The following is a 17508-nucleotide window of genomic DNA, read 5'->3' on the forward strand; positions in this document are numbered from 1 at the left end:
CGTCAATAGAAGCTCACTCCCTTTTGATACCTGATTAGCCGCCCGGAGTGCTCCATGCCAGATTACCGCTCGAAAACATCCACCCACGGCCGCAACATGGCCGGCGCCCGCGCACTGTGGCGCGCCACCGGGATGAAAGATGACGACTTCAAGAAGCCGATCATCGCCATTGCCAACTCCTTCACCCAGTTCGTGCCGGGCCACGTGCACCTCAAGGACCTCGGTCAACTGGTTGCCCGGGAAATCGAACGCGCCGGTGGCGTCGCGAAGGAATTCAACACCATCGCCGTGGATGACGGCATCGCCATGGGTCACGACGGCATGCTGTATTCGCTGCCGAGCCGCGAGATCATCGCCGACTCCGTCGAGTACATGGTCAACGCCCACTGCGCCGACGCCATCGTCTGCATCTCCAACTGCGACAAGATCACCCCGGGCATGCTGATGGCCGCCCTGCGCCTGAACATTCCGGTGATCTTCGTTTCCGGCGGCCCGATGGAAGCCGGCAAGACCAAACTCGCTGCCCACGGTCTCGACCTCGTCGACGCCATGGTGATCGCCGCCGACTCCAGCGCTTCTGACGAGAAGGTTGCCGAGTACGAGCGCAGCGCCTGCCCGACCTGCGGTTCGTGCTCAGGCATGTTCACCGCCAACTCGATGAACTGCCTGACCGAAGCCCTCGGTCTCGCATTGCCGGGCAACGGTTCGACCCTCGCGACCCACAGCGACCGCGAACAACTGTTCCTGCAGGCTGGCCGCACCATCGTCGAGCTGTGCAAGCGTTACTACGGCGAGAACGACGAGTCGGTGCTGCCGCGCAACATCGCCAACTTCAAGGCGTTCGAGAACGCGATGATGCTCGACATCGCCATGGGCGGTTCGACCAATACCATCCTGCACTTGCTGGCTGCGGCTCAGGAAGCCGAGATCGATTTCGACCTGCGCGACATCGACCGTCTCTCGCGCAGCGTGCCGCAACTGTGCAAGGTCGCGCCGAACATCCAGAAGTACCACATGGAAGACGTGCACCGCGCTGGCGGCATCTTCAGCATCCTCGGTTCGCTGGCCCGTGGCGGTCTGCTGCACACCGACCTGCCGACCGTGCACAGCCGCAGCATGGAAGAAGCCATCGCCAAGTGGGACATCACCCAGACCGACGATGAAGCCGTGCACCACTTCTTCAAGGCCGGCCCGGCAGGCATCCCGACCCAGACCGCGTTCAGCCAGTCGACTCGTTGGGAAACCCTCGATGACGACCGTGAAAACGGCTGCATCCGCAGCTTTGAACACGCCTACTCGAAAGAAGGCGGCCTGGCCGTGCTGTACGGCAACATCGCCCTCGACGGCTGCGTGGTGAAAACCGCCGGCGTCGATGAGTCGATCCACGTCTTCGAAGGCAACGCGAAGATCTTCGAAAGCCAGGACAGCGCCGTGCGCGGCATCCTCGCCGACGAAGTGAAGGAAGGCGACATCGTCATCATTCGCTACGAAGGCCCGAAAGGCGGCCCGGGCATGCAGGAAATGCTCTACCCGACCTCGTACCTGAAGTCCAAAGGTCTGGGCAAAGCCTGTGCGCTGCTCACCGACGGTCGCTTCTCTGGCGGTACTTCCGGCCTGTCGATCGGCCACGCTTCGCCAGAGGCTGCGGCCGGTGGCGCGATCGGTCTGGTGCAGGACGGCGACAAAGTGCTGATCGACATCCCGAACCGCTCGATCAACCTGTTGGTCAGCGATGAAGAACTGGCCGCGCGCCGGGTCGAACAGGACAAGAAAGGCTGGAAACCGGTCGAGCAGCGTCCACGCAAAGTGACCACCGCCCTGAAGGCCTACGCCCTGCTGGCGACCAGCGCCGACAAGGGTGCGGTGCGTAACAAGGCGATGCTCGACGGGCTGTAAGTTTTAGCCGCCGAATAAAAATGCCCCGCCAAGTGCGGGGCATTTTTTTGCCCGACCAAAATATCCCAGACACAGAAGATCAAAACGGTGGGAGTGGGCTTGCTCGCGAAAGCGGTCTACCGGTCAAAAAACCTCTTGCCTGACACTCCCTCTTCGCGAGCAAGCCCGCTCCCACAGGGGACTGTCAGTGATTCTGGAATCTGCGCTCCAACACAGAATTGGGTCTTACTGAATTTCCTCGGGTTTAACGATCACCCAGTTCTTGTCCGCCGTCACCGGCAACCCTTCCTTGGCCTGCGCTGCCGCGTTCTTGGTCATCATGCCGTTGAGCTGGGTCATGTATTTGTCTTTGCGGTTGACCCACAAGTGGATGCCGCCCTTGGCCACGTCAACACTGTGGAACAACATGTAACCGTCGCTGGTCGGGGTATCGCCGCCCACCAGTACCGGTTTTTTCCACTCGTCGATGTAGGTCAGGATCGCCGCGTGCTTGCCGGCCATCCAGGTCGCCGGGGTCCACAGGTACGGGGTCAGTTCGAGGCCGAGGTTGGCCTTCTCGTCATACTTGCCGGCGGTGATCTGTTTGCGCGCGGTGGTCAGCTCGCCGGTTTCGCGGTTCTTCAGCAATGTGCTCACGCCGATCACATTCTGCGGTTTGACGTTGTAGCCGTACTTCGGATCTGCCGCGACCATGCGCACCAGCTCTTCGGAGGCGGCGGTCATCACGTAAACCTCAATCCCGTTCTCCATCAGCTTGTTGTACAGCTCGGCCTGACCGGTAAAGACTTTGGGTGGCTGCACCTCAAGGTTCTTGACCACGTCACCGTCGTAATAAGTGGTCGGCACCGGTTTGCCCGAGGCCATCAGCTCATCGACGTAGCCTTTGAGTTCCTTGAGGGTAAAGCCAGAGAACACCTGCGCCACCCACGGGTAGCAGACCATGTCGTCGACTTCGCACAGGCGATAGTAATAGCTGAACAGGCTTTCCTTATGGTCAGCGGTGTCCTTGAACGGCATCAGTTTCAGGGAGGGATCAAGCGTCTCGCGGGTGATCAGCCCCTTGTTTTCCATGAACGGCAACAAGGACTCTTCGAGGTCATAGCGGTAGCTGGTGTTGTCCATGTCGAACACCGCGTAGTTACCCTTGTTGGCGTTGGCCGCGATCATCGCGTCCAGTGCCTTGGCCTGATCCGCCGGCCAGTGCTTCAGATCGGTGGCGAATGCGTGAGCGGCCAAGCCCAGTCCAAGAACCACAGCGAGCATTTTCGGTGCGAACTTCATCGGCGTTTTCTCCCTGACTGAAAGACATCGACGCTAACAAATAAGTGTGACAGTCCTCGTCTGTCAGCGACCGCTTACGTCTCCTCAACGCCAGCTGCATTGCCGAGAGCGACAGGCGCTTATTCCAAAAACGACGGACGACCTGCGATTTCGGTATTAATTCATTGGAAATCAAACTGTTAGGCTTGCCGGTTCGCAGTTGCCCAAGAAGGCGACTGGCACAAGTCTTATCGGAGTCTTCATGAATCTGCCGCTGATCCTCAATCTGCTGGTGTTCCTCGCCCTGCTCTTCGGTCTGGCGCAAACCCGCCACACTACGTGGAGCCTGGCGAAAAAAGTCCTGCTCGCGCTGGTGCTCGGCGTGGTATTTGGTGTTGCCCTGCACACCGTTTACGGTGCCGGCAACCCGGTGCTGAAAGCCTCGATCGGCTGGTTCGATCTGGTCGGCAACGGTTACGTGCAGTTGCTGCAAATGATCGTGATCCCGCTGGTGTTCGCCTCGATCCTCAGCGCGGTGGCACGGCTGCACAACGCCTCGTCGCTGGGCAAGATCAGCTTCCTGACCATCGGCACGCTGTTGTTCACCACCGCGATCGCGGCGCTGATTGGTATCGGCCTGACCAACCTGTTCGGCCTCACTGCCGAAGGTCTGGTCGCCGGTACTCAGGAAATGGCCCGTCTGCAAACCATTCAGACCGACTACGCCGGCAAGGTTGCCGACCTGAATGTGCCGCAGCTGCTGCTGTCGTTCATTCCGCAGAACCCGTTCGCCGACCTGGCCCGGGCCAAGCCGACCTCGATCATCAGCGTGGTGATCTTCGCCGCGTTCCTCGGGGTCGCGGCGCTGCAACTGCTCAAGGATGATGTCGAGAAAGGTCAGAAAGTGATCAACGCCATCGACACCCTGCAAGCCTGGGTGATGCGTCTGGTGCGTCTGGTGATGAAGCTGACCCCGTACGGCGTGCTGGCGCTGATGACCAAAGTGGTCGCCGGTTCCAACCTGCAGGACATCATCAAGCTCGGCAGTTTCGTGGTGGTCTCGTACCTCGGTCTGGGCCTGATGTTCGTGGTGCATGGCCTGCTGGTGTCGGCGGCCGGGATCAATCCGCTGCGATTCTTCCGCAAGATCTGGCCGGTGCTGACGTTCGCGTTCACCAGCCGTTCCAGCGCGGCGAGCATTCCGCTGAGCATCGAAGCGCAGACCCGTCGCCTGGGCATTCCGCAGTCGATCGCCAGTTTCGCCGCCTCGTTCGGTGCGACCATCGGCCAGAACGGTTGCGCCGGTCTGTACCCGGCGATGTTGGCGGTGATGGTTGCGCCAACCGTCGGCATCAACCCGCTGGACCCGCTGTGGATCGCGACGCTGGTGGCGATTGTGACCCTGAGTTCCGCCGGTGTGGCCGGTGTTGGCGGTGGCGCGACGTTTGCTGCGCTGATCGTGCTGCCGGCGATGGGCTTGCCGGTGTCACTGGTGGCGCTGCTGATTTCGGTGGAGCCGCTGATCGACATGGGTCGTACGGCGTTGAACGTGAGTGGTTCGATCACGGCCGGTGCGATTACCAGCCAAGTGATGCAGCAGACCGATAAAGCACTGCTGGATGCGGATGAGCATGCGGAGCTGGCGCAGGCCTGACAGCAACACAGTCTTGTGGCGAGGGAGCTTGCTCCCGCTGGGTTGCGAAGCGACCCCGACATCTTGGGCCTGTTGCGCAGGCCAGCGGGAGCAAGCTCACTCGCCACAGGTTAATTAAGCTTTTTCCCAGACTTCGAAGCTGTACGCGGGCTTGTCGCCCTCAGCCGGATTCGGCACATTCGACACCAGTCTCCACTGGTTCGGATCGAACTCCGGAAACCACGCATCACCCTCCGGGCTCAGCGCCACTCGGGTCAGGTACAGACGATCCGCCTGCGCCAGCCCTTGCGCATACAACTGCGCGCCGCCAATCAGCATCAACTCATCGACACCCTGCGCTTTCGCCCATTCCTCGGCGCGAACCACCGCGGCTTCCAGCGACGGATACACCTCCGCCCCTTCCAGCAGCAGATCCGGCTGACGGCTGACCACGATGTTCAAGCGCCCCGGCAGCGGACGGCCGAGGGAATCCCAAGTCTTGCGACCCATGATGATCGGCTTGCCGAGGGTCGTGGCCTTGAAGTATTTGAAGTCCCCCGGCAGGTGCCAGGGCATGCTGTTGTCGACGCCGATCACGCGGTTTTCACCGAGGGCTGCGATCAGGCTGAGGGGGAGTGATTTAGTCATGCCGGCGAGGATACCAGAGCCTCGCTTGACCCGATAAGCGCCACAGCGGTTATGCTCACTGCTCAATCGAGCAACGGAATGGCGCGTGACTGAACTGACTCCACTGCAAAACCTCTGGCTGACCGAAACCATCCGCCTGCGCGAAGAACACGCAGGTCCCCTGGAGGATCTGGAAGCCAATCGACTGGCCCGCGCGGCCGGCGGCTATCTGGCGGGCCGTATTCAGCGCCGCGCCGTGTGGCTGGCCGAGCGCGACGGGCTGAGCGCAGCACTCAAGCACTGGCTGCAAGGCGCGCGTCTGGCGCTGGTGCTGCTGGTCATTTTCGCGCTGCTGAGCGGCGCCGGGCTGGCCTTCGCCGCACTGAGCCAGACGCCGGTCAATGTGTTCTGGGCCCTGGGCAGCCTGCTCGGGCTGAACCTGATTCTGCTGCTGAGCTGGGCGCTGGGGCTGATCTTTGCCGGTGAACACGGCGCCACCCTCGGGCGCTTGTGGCTGTGGCTCAGCGAAAAACTCGCCCGCGATGCCAAAGCCGCGCAACTCGCGCCGGCCCTGCTGCTGATGTTGCAGCGCAGGAAACTCAATCGCTGGGCGCTCGGCACTTTGGTCAATGGCCTGTGGTTGCTGGCGATGCTCAGCGCACTGCTGTTGCTGCTGACACTGATGGCGACCCGGCGCTACGGTTTCGTCTGGGAAACCACCATTCTCGGCGCCAACACCTTTATCAACCTGACCCAAGCCCTCGGCGCGCTGCCGGCGCTGCTCGGCTTCAACGTGCCGACCGTAGAGATGATCCGCGCCAGTGGCGGTGCAGCGCTGGATATCGAAAGCGCGCGACAGGCCTGGGCAACCTGGCTGGTCGGCGTGCTGGTGGTCTACGGCGTACTGCCGCGTCTGCTGCTGGCGCTGTTGTGTTTCTGGCGCTGGAGTCGCGGCAAAGCCGCGCTGACGCTGGACCTGAACCTGCCCGATTACGCCCAGTTGCGTGAGCGGCTGATGCCAACCAGCGAACGCCTCGGCATCAACGACGCGGCGCCTGCGCAGTTGCATCGTGTTGAAAGCAGCGTCAGCGAACACGCCAGCGACGGCGCTTTGCTGGTGGCCATCGAACTCGACGATCAGCGCCCGTGGCCACCGGCCCTGCCGAAAACCGTGAGCAACGCCGGAATCCTCGACAGCCGCGAATCGCGGCACAAACTGCTCGAACAGCTCAGCCGTTTCCCTCCGGCGCGCCTGCTGATTGCCTGCGATCCACGGCGCTCGCCGGATCGCGGCAGCCTCGCGCTGATCGCCGAACTGGCGCGCAACGCCAGCGCCACCCGGGTCTGGCTGCTGCAAGCACCGCCCGGCGAAGCGCTGGACAGTGCCCGTCTCGGCGACTGGCACGTTGCGCTGCAACAACTGGAGTTGCCGTTCGCCGATTGCGCACCGATGAACTGGCTGGAGAGCGGTCATGACTGATGCCCGGAAAGCGCCGCTGAAACTCGCGGTGGTCGGCCACACCAACGTCGGCAAGACCTCGCTGCTGCGCACCCTGACCCGCGACGTCGGCTTCGGCGAAGTCTCGCACCGGCCGAGCACCACTCGACATGTCGAGGGTGCGCGGTTGTCGGTGGACGGCGAGCCGTTGCTCGATCTCTACGACACGCCGGGGCTGGAAGACGCCATCGCCCTGCTGGATTTCCTTGAGCGTCTGGAACGCCCCGGCGAACGTCTCGACGGCCCGGCGCGACTGGCGCGGTTTCTCGACGGCAGCGAAGCGCGTCAGCGGTTCGAACAGGAGGCGAAAGTGCTGCGACAGCTACTCGCCTCCGACGCCGGCCTGTATGTGATCGACGCCCGCGAACCGGTGCTGGCCAAGTATCGTGACGAACTCGAAGTGCTCGCCAGTTGCGGTAAACCGCTGCTGCCGGTGCTGAATTTCGTCAGCAGCGCCAACCATCGCGAGCCGGACTGGCGCGAAGCGTTGGCGCGGCTCGGCCTGCACGCGCTGGTGCGTTTCGACAGCGTTGCGCCGCCGGAAGATGGCGAGCGGCGCCTGTACGAAAGCCTTGCGCTGCTGCTGGAAAACGCCCGTCCGCAACTGGAGCGCTTGATCGCCGATCAACAGGCCCAGCGCCTCGCCCGCCAACAAAGTGCGGCGCGTTTGATCGCCGAATTGCTGATCGACTGCGCCGCGTGCCGACGCAGTGTGGTCAGCGAGGCCGAGCAGGAACAGCAAGCGATCAGCGAACTGCGCAAAGCCGTGCGCCAGCGTGAACAGAAATGCGTCGAAGCGTTGCTCAAGCTCTATGCGTTTCGCCCGCAGGATGCGGCGGCCAGTGATCTGCCGTTGCTCGATGGGCGTTGGGGCGATGATTTGTTCAACCCGGAAACCCTGAAGCAACTCGGCGTACGGGTGGGCGGCGGGATTGCGGCCGGTGCCGCTGCCGGGGCTGGGGTGGATCTGCTGGTCGGCGGCATTACCCTCGGTGCGGCGGCATTGGCCGGTGCGATTGCCGGCGGCGCCCTGCAAACCGCGCGCAGTTATGGCAGCCGCTTGCTGGGCAAGATCAAGGGACAGCGGGAATTGACCGTGGATGACGGCGTGTTGCGGCTGTTGGCGTTGCGTCAGCGCCAACTATTGCTGGCGCTCGATCAGCGCGGGCATGCGGCGATGGAAGCGGTTCAGGTCGCCACCCCGCAGGACAAGACCTGGCGCGAAGGCAAGCTGCCTGAAGCGTTGCACAAGGCACGGGCGCATCCGCAGTGGTCTTCGCTCAATCCGCATCCGAAGCTGAATCAGGCGGAGCGGCAGGAGCAGATTGATCTATTGGCTGCAGATTTGTAGCGCCTGATCTGGCCTCTTCGCGAGCAAGCCCGCTCCCACAGTTTGATCGCATTCCTTATGGTGGAACTCGGTCGAATGTGGGAGCGGGCTTGCTCGCGAATGGCGCGACTCGGTGACACGGATTACGCCGCCAGCAGGCGCACCGCCTTCTTCTTCAATACTCCCAGATCCATCACCGGCACCGCCCTCTCCTTGGCCAACTCATCCCACTGCCGCATGCGCAAACTCACGGTACACAACGGATCGCGCTCAAACGCATCCGCCTCAGCCTCGCTCATCACCCCGCCCTGATATTCCAGAGTCCGGCGACTGGCTTCACTCAGGCGCTCGAAATACCCCGGTTCACGTAGCGTCAGATAGCGCTTGGCCTGCACGTGATATTCCACCAACCGCGCCATACGCTCGCTGAATCCCGCCTCACGCAAATAATCCGCGCCCAGCCGCTCATGGCTGACCACGCCATAACCGCCCATGTTCTCGGCACCTTCGGCACACAAATGGCCGATGTCGTGGAAGAACGCGGCGAGCACCACTTCATCATCGAAGCCTTCAGCCATCGCCAACTGCGCTGCCTGAGACATGTGTTCGATCTGCGACACCGGCTCGCCGATGTAATCACTGGCACCAAAGCGTTCATACAGCGCAAACACCCGGTCAACGACTTGCGCATGCCCGGCCATCACATTTCCTCCAGCAATTGCGCCACGTTGCGCTCGGCCAGTGCCGGACCGACGCTCATGCCGACGCCGGTGTGCATCAGCGCCACACTCAAGCCCGGTGCCGGCCGCAGGAATGAGAACGGCCCCGGCCCACGGGAACCATAGACGCCCTGCCAGCGCTCGACCACTTGCACCTTGCAGCCCAGCGTGTGCTCGGCCAGTTCGAGCATCCAGTTGTCCACTTGCTCGGCGTTGAACGGCGACGGATCGCTGCCGTAATGGTGCGAGTCGCCGATGATCAGCTCGCCATACGGCGTCGGGCTGATCAGCAGGTGAATGCCGTTGTCGTGCAGGTGCGGCTGTTCGCGCAGGATCTGTGCCTGCACCGCTGCCGCTTCTGGCAAATCGGCGAAGGCGCCGTAGTGCACGCAGCTCAAACCGGTGAGCAAGGCGTGTTGCAGATTCAACTCGATCTGCGGTTTGGCGCGGAGCATTTGCAGGCGGCAGATCTGCGGGTCGAGCGTGGCAATCGGCTCGGACAGCAGGGTCTGATAATCGTGGCCGGAGCAGACGATGATTTGCTTCGCCGTGAAACTGCCGGCAGTGCTGTGCAGACGTCCTGGCTCGACGTCACGCACCAGCGTGCTGAAGTGAAACTCGACGCCGAGGTCGCGGCGCAGATAATCGATCAGCGCCGGGATCGCTTCCCGCGAGTACAACTGTTGATCGTCCACGCCGTGTAACGCAGCGCGATGATGGCTGAACTGACCGTGGTACAGATCACGCAAGGCGGCGCCACGCAGCAAGGCGACGTTGTAACCGTGCTCCACGGCGCGGCCGTTGCAAAAGGCTTCGAGAAATTGCTCTTCGGCTTCGCTGCGGGCGAACAGGTACGAGCCGTTGCGCTTGATCTGCAGACCGGCGAGTTGCGCCCAGTCGCCCCAGATCTCGCGGCTGGCCTTGGCCAGTTCGAGCATCGGCCCGGGTGGCTGGCCGGTGACCAGCGCCTGACCGAAGTTGCGCACCGAGGCGCCGAGGGGCGTGGCGGTGCGTTCGAAAACGCTGACCTTGAGGCCGCGCTTGGCGGCGGCGTAAGCGTGGGACAGGCCGAGGATGCCGGCGCCGACGATGAGCAGGTCTTTGTGTTGAGTCATGGAGATTTTCCCTGAATGGGAGGCCGCCTTCGCGAGCAAGCCCGCTCCCACAGGGGATTTTTGGTGCCCACAAAATAGGTGTTCACTGAAGATCCAATGTGGGAGCGGGCTTGCTCGCGAAGAGGCCCTGTCAGTCGATAAAGATCTTACTTGGCGACGACTTTCTCGGACTTGCCGTCATAACGCTTGCGCCATTCGGTCAGGATCTCGTCGCGGTTCTTCGAGGCCCAGGCGAAGTCGTTCTTGATCAGACGCTGCTCGTAGTCGGCCGGCAGTTCGGTCTGCGGCTTGGCGATGCCCGGCTGGGCGAGGACGGCGAAGTTCTCCTTGTACAGATCCATCGCCTCGGCGCTGGCGGAGAAGTCCGCGAGTTTTTTCGCCGCGTCTTCATGCGGGGTGCCTTTGATCACGGCAGTCGCCTCGATCTCCCAGCCCAGGCCTTCTTTCGGCAGGATGATGTCCAGCGGCGCGCCCTGGCGTTTCAGCTGTACCGCCGGATATTCGAAGGAAATGCCGATCGGGAATTCGCCCGCCGCCGCCAGTTTGCAAGGCTTGGAACCGGAGTGAACGTACTGGCCGATGTTCTGGTGCAGACCGTCCATGTAGGCCCAGCCCTGCTTCTCGCCGAAGGTTTGCAGCCAGGCGCTGACGTCGAGGAAACCAGTGCCGGAGGACGCCGGGTTCGGCATGACGATCTTGCCCTTGTACTCAGGCTTGGTCAGATCCTGCCAGCTCACCGGTTTGCTCAGGCCCTGCTTCTCGGCTTCGACGGTGTTGAAGCAAATAGTCGCGGCCCACACGTCCATACCGACCCAGGCTGGCGGGTTGGCGGCGTCGCGGTAGTTCGCGCCGATCTTGCCCAGATCCTTCGGTGCGTAGCTTTGCAGCATGCCCTGCTGATCGAGGATCGCCAGGCTCGAAGCGGCCAGCCCCCACACCGCGTCAGCCTGCGGACGGGCCTTTTCGGCCAGCAACTTGGCGGTGATGATCCCGGTGGAATCACGCACCCACTTGATCTCGACGTCCGGGTTGGCCTTCTCGAACGCGGCTTTGTAAGCGGTCAGTTGCTCGGCTTCGAGGGCGGTGTACACCGTCAACTCGGTTTTTGCCGCGAAGGCATTCAGGCTGAAAGTAGCGAGCACAGCAGCGGCCAGGGCCATAGGCTTGAACATGATCGTTTTCCTGTCGGTGAGTTGAGGCTGTAGGGATAAATCGTCAATCAGTGACCGGGCGCGGTTTGCCGCCAGGCCTGGGAACGGCGCAGCAAGCCGCGCGAAGCCCACGCCAGCAGCAAGGACACGCCTGCCGAGGTGAACAGAATCAGGGTCGACATCGCTGCCGCGCCGCCGACGTTGCCGGCGTCATCCATGTTCAGCACCGCCACCGCCGCGAGGATGGTGTCGGGGCTGTAGAGGAAGATCGCCGCCGACACCGTGGTCATCGCCGAGACGAACAGGTAGCGCACGATGTCCAGCAACGCCGGCAGGCAGATCGGCACGGTGACGCGCAGGTAATGGCGGTACAGCGGCGCCTTGAGCGACAGCGCGGCGGCTTCGAACTCGGCGTCGAGCTGGCGCAGCGCGGTGGTCGCGGTCATTTGCGCGGTGGTCAGATAGTGCGCAATGGTGCAGACGATCAGCAGCGTCATCGTGCCGTACAGCACGTGCAGCGGGTTGCCGCTGAGGTTGAAGAAGAAGACGTAACCCAGGCCGAGCACCAGCCCCGGCACCGCCATCGGCACGAAACTGAGCATGCGCAGGGTCAGGTTGAGGCCGCGTTGGCTGCGGGTTTTCTCCATCAGATAAGCGCCAGTGAAGATCAGCACGCTGCCAATCAGCGCCGTGCCCAACGCCATCTTCAAGCTGTTGCTGTACGCCAGCCAGCCACCGCCGGCGGTCTCGTTGAACTGATAGTGATTGAGCGACAGCGACAGGTTGTACGGCCAGAACTTCACCAGCGAGGAAAACACCGCCATGCCGAACACCAGCAGCAACGCCGCACTGATCAACAAAACAATCGCCAGATAGCAGGCATCGCGCCGCTTCGACGGCGCCGGTTTGAACACCTGGGCGCGGCCGCTCATGGAATCGCCGTGACGGCGGCGCAGCCAGGCATCGACGCCGAAGCTGAACAGCGCCGGCAGCAACAGCACCATGCCGATCAGCGCCCCGCGACCGAATTGTTGCTGGCCGACCACGGCTTTGTAGGCTTCCAGCGCCAGCACTTGATAGTCGCCACCAACCACCACCGGCACGCCGAAATCGGTGATGGTCAGGGTGAACACCAGACAGAACGCAGCGAATACCGCTTGGCGGGTCGCCGGCCAGGTGATGCTGCGAAAGGCTTTCGCCGGACTGGCGCCCATGCTCGACGCCGCATCGAACAGCCGCGCATCGGCCAGCGACAACGCCGACAGCAGAATCATCAGCGCATGCGGAAAGGTGTAGATCACCTCACCCAGCACGATCCCCCAGAAACCGTAGATGTTGTCCGAGAGCAGCCCGCGCAACATGCCCTGATTGCCGAACAGATAGACCAATGCGATACCCGGCAGCATCGACGGCGCCATCAATGGCAGCAGGGAAATCCCGCGCCAGATGCCCTTGGCCGGAATCAGTGTGCGTTGCAGGGCGTAGGCAAACAGGTAGGCCAGCGGTACGACGATGGCCGCGACGCTGAGGGAAACTTTCAGGCTGTTGCCGAGCAGCCAGTGGAAATTCTCGCTGGTCACCAGCTCCTTGGCGGCGAGCCAGCCACCGCCCTGCCCGGCCTCGCTGCTGAAGCCGCGCCAGAAGATCGCCAGCAACGGCAGCAGCACAGCGACACCGAGCAGTAACAGCAGCAGGAGTTTGCCGCCGAGGACGAAGATCCGGTCACCGACCTCGGCCCCGGACACTCGCCGCGCCTGCTTGTGCGGTAGCGGCAGTGCGATGTTCGCGCTCATCAGGCAAACACCTGCAGGCTGCGCGGTGGCAAGGCGACCATGATCTGCTGGGCGCCGAGGCGCGGCATGGCTTCCGGCGCCAGTTCAGCGAGCAGCGCGTGGCCCGGCAATTGGTCGAGTTCGAAGCTCATGCGGCAGCGGTTGCCGAGGAAAGTGATCTCGCGAACCTTGGCCGGGAACAGGTTTTCTTCGTGCACCAGCGGATTGACGCTGATCGCTTCCGGACGGCAGAACAGTCGGCCCGAGGCGCCGCTGACGCTGCCATCGGCCAGACGCACATCCATCCCGCCAACCCGGGCATGACTGGCGCTGCTGCGCTGGAACGGCAGCCAGTTGCCCTGCCCGACGAACTCGGCCACGAACGGCGTGGCCGGGCGATTGTAGATTTCCTGCGGGGTGGCGTACTGCTCGACCCGACCGTTGTGCATCACGGCGATACGGTCGGCCATCAGCATGGCTTCGTCCTGATTGTGCGTGACCATCAGGGTGGTGATGCCGAGGTTGCGCTGCAGTTGGCGCAGTTCGGTGCACAGATGCTCGCGCACTCGGGCGTCCAGCGCCGACATCGGTTCATCGAGCAACAGCAGCGACGGCGCCGGGGCCAGGGCACGAGCCAGTGCGACTCGCTGTTGCTGACCGCCGGACAACTGGCCCGGGTACTTTTTCTCACTGCCGGTGAGGCCGACCAGTTCCAGCATCTGACCGACGCGACGACGCACTTCGTCACGACCACTGCCGGCGAGGCCGTAGGCAATGTTCGCTTCGACGGTCAGATTGGGGAACAGCGCGTAGGACTGGAACAGGATGCCGTAGTCCCGGGCTTGCGGCGCGAGGTGCGAAACATCGCGATCTCCGAGGTACAACTCGCCGCTGTCCTGCTTCTCCAGCCCGGCGATGCAGCGCAGCAGCGTGGTCTTGCCACAGCCCGACGGGCCGAGCAGACACACCAGCTCACCGGCCGCGACATCGAGGGAGACGTTATCCAGTGCGGTGAACGCGCCGAAGCGCTTCTGCACGCCGCGCACTTTCATCGGCGCACCGGGGTTGGTCAGGGCAGTTGCGATTGCAGGATTCATGGACAGACCTCATCAAGCTGATGGGGCCAATCCTAGAGTTGTAATGCGTCCGTCATGTGGCAGTGAGGCAAAAACGGCTGATAGTGGTATTCGGGGATTTTGGTTCAGGTTTCAAGTCATGTGTTGCCTGGCCTGACGCCTTCGCGAGCAAGCCCGCTCCCACATTGGATTTGTGTTGTGAACACTATCCCCTGTGGGAGCGGGCTTGCTCGCGAAGAGGCCGGCATGGGCACTGAAGAAATCAGGCCGGGGACATTTCCTGGGCCAACCCCAGAAACGCCGCCGGCAACCGCGCGCCCTTGCGCTCCTTGAGGCAATACAGATACTCGGGAATCTGCGGCGCATTCTCGATGGTCAGCACCCGCAATTGCGGATCATGCGGGACTTCCTGGCGGGCAATGATGCTGATGCCGATATTGCGCAGCACCGCCTCACGGATCGACTCGCGGCTGCCAATTTCCAGCAACGGGCCGAAACTGACTCCGGCGCTTTGCAGCAACTCCTCGGTCAGGCGCCGGGTGGTCGAACCGGACTCGCGCATCAGCAAGGTATGCCCGGCCAGCGCGCTCAACGCCACATGCTCCTGCGCCGCCAGCGGATGGTTGCGATGCACCGCCAGCACCAGCGGATCGCTACCCAATACCCGGCGAATCAAGCGCGCATCCTCAAGCAACTGCGACGACGCCGCGACATCCACCCGGTAATCCTCCAGCGCTTCGAGCACCTGCTGCGAGTTGCCGATTTCCACCGACACTTCCACCTGCGGCAAGCGCTCGCGGAAGGTTTTCACCAGATCGAGGATGTAATACGGCGCGGTGGCAGCGATGCGCAACGTGCCCTGCACCTGACCGCTGTTGCGCAGGAAGAACTCGATGTCGGCCTCCTGCTGCAACAGCGCCTTGACCATTGGCAGCAGCCGCGCGCCTTCGTCGCTGACACTCAGGCGCCGACCGCCACGGTAGAACAGCTCCACCGAGTACTGACTTTCCAGATTACGGATCTGCGTGGTCACGGTGGGTTGGCTGAGGCCGAGCTTTTTCGCCGCCAGCGTAATGCTGCCCAGGCGGGCGACCATATAAAACGCTTTCAGCTCGGCACTCAGCACAACCATCCCTCATCGTTTATTTGCGCAGCAGGCGCAAACCGTTGAACACCACCAGCAGGCTCACGCCCATGTCGGCAAACACCGCCATCCACATGGTGGCGAGTCCGGCAAAGGTTACCCCAAGAAAGATAGCCTTGATCACCAGTGCCAACGCGATGTTCTGTTTCAAGATGCTCGCGGTGTCGCGCGACAGGCTGATGAACGCGGGGATCTTGCGCAGATCGTCATCCATCAGGGCGACATCGGCGGTTTCAATCGCGGTGTCGGTGCCGGCGGCCGCCATGGCGAAACCGATCTCGGCGCGGGCCAGTGCCGGCGCGTCGTTGATACCGTCGCCGACCATGCCGACCCGATGGCCTTTGCCGTAAAGCTCTTCTATAGCTTGCAGTTTGTCGGTCGGCAGCAAGTCGCCCTTGGCCTGATCGATGCCGACCTGCGCCGCAATGGCTTGCGCGGTGTGCACGTTGTCACCGGTGAGCATCAGGGTTTTCACGCCCAGCGCGTGCAACTGGCGGATCGCTTCGCGGCTGGATTCCTTGACCGTGTCGGCCACGGCGAACAGTGCCAGCGGGCCGGAACTGTCGAGCAGCAACACCACGGACTTGCCCTGTTTCTCCAGCGCAAACAGCTTCTCTTCCAGTTGCGGCGAGCACAGGCCCAGCTCTTCAACCAGACGGTGGTTGCCCAAGTGATAGGTCTGGCCGTTGATCTGGCCCTTCACACCACGCCCGGCCAGCGCTTCGAAGTTATCCACAGTCAGCACGGCGAGGTTTTTATCCACAGCCGCATTGGCGATGGCCAGCGACACCGGGTGATCGGAACGCCCGGCCAGCGCGGCGGCAATCGCCGGGGCTGTGGCGTCAGCGGTCGGGTCCAGCGACAGGTAATCGGTCTGCACCGGTTTGCCGTGGGTGATCGTGCCGGTCTTGTCCAGCGCCAGATAATCGAGCTTGAAACCGCCCTCCAGATACACGCCACCCTTGACCAGAATGCCTTTGCGCGCCGCTGCCGCGAGGCCGCTGACGATGGTCACCGGGGTGGAAATCACCAGTGCACAGGGACACGCCACCACCAGCAGCACCAGCGCACGGTAGATCCAGTCGAACCACACTGCGCCCATGAACAGCGGCGGAATGATCGCCACGGCCAGCGCCAGCACGAACACCACCGGGGTGTAGATTTTCGAGAACTGATCGACAAAGCGCTGAGTCGGTGCCCGTGCGCCTTGAGCCTGCTCAACGGCGTGGATGATCCGCGCCAGGGTCGAGTTGTTCGCCGCCGCAGTCACCGTGTACTCCAGCGAGCCGGCCTGGTTGATGGTGCCGGCGAAGACTTTATCGCCGATGGTTTTCTCCACCGGCAGGCTTTCACCGGTGATTGGCGCCTGATCGATGGTCGAGCTGCCGCTGACGACTTCGCCGTCCAGCGCAATGCGCTCGCCGGGTTTTACCCGCACGCGGGCGCCGAGTTCGACGCTTTTAACCTCTTTTTCGACCCAGTTGCCGTCGGCTTGCTGCACCGTGGCCTGTTCCGGGGTCATCTGCATCAGGCCACTGATGGCGTTGCGCGCACGATCCAGCGAACGCGCTTCGATCAACTCGGCCACGGTGAACAGGAACATCACCATCGCCGCTTCCGGCCACTGCCCGATCAGCACCGCACCGGTCACCGCGATGCTCATCAGTGCGTTGATGTTGAGGTTGCGGTTCTTCAGGGCGATCCAGCCCTTTTTATAGGTGGTCAGGCCGCCGCTGAGGATCGACACCAGCGCAATGATCGCCACCACCCAGGTCGGCGCGGCGTTGGTGAAGTGGATCACTTCAGCCGCCAGCGCACCAACGCCGGACAGCGCCAGGGGCCACCAGTGTTTTTTCACCGGCGCCGGGGCCGGGGTTTCGACGCCCGCCTCCAGCGGTTCGGCGTGCATGCCCAGCGAGGTAATCGCCTCGGTAATCGGCGCGGTGTCCGGCAGATTGTGGGTCACGCCGAGCACGCGGTTGATCAGGTTGAATTCCAGCTGCTGCACACCGGCCAGTTTGCCGAGCTTGTTCTGGATCAGCGTCTGCTCGGTCGGGCAGTCCATCGCCTCGATGCGGAAACTGCTCAGTCGGGCGTCAGCGCTGGTCTTTTCGCTCAGTTGCACCAACGCAGGCGCAGCGGCCTTCGACGCGCAGCAGGAATCGCCACCGTGGTCATGCTTATGCACAGGCTGCAATTTGTGGCTGTGGTCGTGTCCCGCGTGGGATTTGTGGTTGTGCTGGGAATCGCTCATTGGTCGCGTCCATAAAGGTGCCTGTTGCCAAGT

At 62.7% G+C, this 17508-nt stretch carries 13 protein-coding genes; 4 read left to right on the top strand and 9 right to left on the bottom strand.

Annotated elements, in window-relative coordinates:
• The first annotated feature begins 54 nt into the window (after positions 1–54).
• Positions 55–1896, top strand: coding sequence for a dihydroxy-acid dehydratase (gene ilvD / locus AC27VU_RS14495; RefSeq protein WP_003229166.1), 1842 nt, complete (start codon positions 55–57; stop codon positions 1894–1896).
• Between the two features lie 225 nt (positions 1897–2121).
• Here ilvD and AC27VU_RS14500 read toward each other — a convergent pair whose 3' ends face one another.
• A complete protein-coding gene (locus AC27VU_RS14500) occupies positions 2122–3177 on the bottom strand; it encodes an HAD family hydrolase (protein ID WP_003229167.1) in 1056 nt (351 codons plus the stop codon).
• A gap of 241 nt (positions 3178–3418) precedes the next feature.
• Here AC27VU_RS14500 and AC27VU_RS14505 point away from each other — a divergent pair, with 241 nt between their 5' ends.
• Complete coding sequence (locus tag AC27VU_RS14505; protein WP_003229168.1) at positions 3419–4810, top strand: L-cystine transporter; 1392 nt, start codon at positions 3419–3421, stop codon at positions 4808–4810.
• Positions 4811–4924: 114 nt separating this feature from the next.
• Here AC27VU_RS14505 and AC27VU_RS14510 read toward each other — a convergent pair whose 3' ends face one another.
• A complete protein-coding gene (locus tag AC27VU_RS14510) occupies positions 4925–5437 on the bottom strand; it encodes a dihydrofolate reductase (protein ID WP_003229170.1) in 513 nt (170 codons plus the stop codon).
• A gap of 85 nt (positions 5438–5522) precedes the next feature.
• On the opposite strand from AC27VU_RS14510, the gene AC27VU_RS14515 reads away from it, so the two are divergent.
• A complete protein-coding gene (locus AC27VU_RS14515; RefSeq protein ID WP_488724316.1) occupies positions 5523–6896 on the top strand; it encodes a DUF2868 domain-containing protein in 1374 nt (457 codons plus the stop codon).
• Complete coding sequence (locus AC27VU_RS14520; RefSeq protein ID WP_103484307.1) at positions 6889–8265, top strand: GTPase/DUF3482 domain-containing protein; 1377 nt, start codon at positions 6889–6891, stop codon at positions 8263–8265. Before AC27VU_RS14515 ends, AC27VU_RS14520 begins: the two co-directional genes overlap by 8 nt.
• Positions 8266–8387: 122 nt before the next feature.
• On the opposite strand, the gene AC27VU_RS14525 is transcribed toward AC27VU_RS14520, so the two are convergent.
• From AC27VU_RS14525 to AC27VU_RS14555, 7 genes are all read right to left on the bottom strand, one after another.
• Positions 8388–8945: a phosphonate degradation HD-domain oxygenase gene (locus AC27VU_RS14525; RefSeq protein ID WP_488724317.1), complete on the bottom strand. Its 558-nt coding sequence runs from the start codon at positions 8943–8945 to the stop codon at positions 8388–8390.
• Positions 8945–10078, bottom strand: a complete 1134-nt coding sequence (locus tag AC27VU_RS14530) for a TIGR03364 family FAD-dependent oxidoreductase (protein ID WP_488724318.1) — start codon at positions 10076–10078, stop codon at positions 8945–8947. The genes AC27VU_RS14525 and AC27VU_RS14530 overlap by 1 nt, the downstream gene beginning before the upstream one ends.
• Positions 10079–10224: 146 nt before the next feature.
• Positions 10225–11250, bottom strand: a complete 1026-nt coding sequence (locus tag AC27VU_RS14535; RefSeq protein WP_003229178.1) for a putative 2-aminoethylphosphonate ABC transporter substrate-binding protein — start codon at positions 11248–11250, stop codon at positions 10225–10227.
• Between the two features lie 47 nt (positions 11251–11297).
• Positions 11298–13022, bottom strand: a complete 1725-nt coding sequence (locus tag AC27VU_RS14540) for a putative 2-aminoethylphosphonate ABC transporter permease subunit (protein WP_103521528.1) — start codon at positions 13020–13022, stop codon at positions 11298–11300.
• A complete protein-coding gene (locus tag AC27VU_RS14545) occupies positions 13022–14098 on the bottom strand; it encodes a putative 2-aminoethylphosphonate ABC transporter ATP-binding protein (RefSeq protein WP_201136312.1) in 1077 nt (358 codons plus the stop codon). The genes AC27VU_RS14540 and AC27VU_RS14545 overlap by 1 nt, the downstream gene beginning before the upstream one ends.
• Positions 14099–14339: 241 nt before the next feature.
• Positions 14340–15203, bottom strand: coding sequence for a LysR family transcriptional regulator (locus tag AC27VU_RS14550; RefSeq protein ID WP_027610541.1), 864 nt, complete (start codon positions 15201–15203; stop codon positions 14340–14342).
• Between the two features lie 16 nt (positions 15204–15219).
• Complete coding sequence (locus tag AC27VU_RS14555; RefSeq protein WP_488724319.1) at positions 15220–17475, bottom strand: heavy metal translocating P-type ATPase; 2256 nt, start codon at positions 17473–17475, stop codon at positions 15220–15222.
• Between the last annotated feature and the right edge of the window lie 33 nt (positions 17476–17508).

The sequence above is a fragment of the Pseudomonas sp. 14P5.3.2 genome, assembly GCF_057799175.1.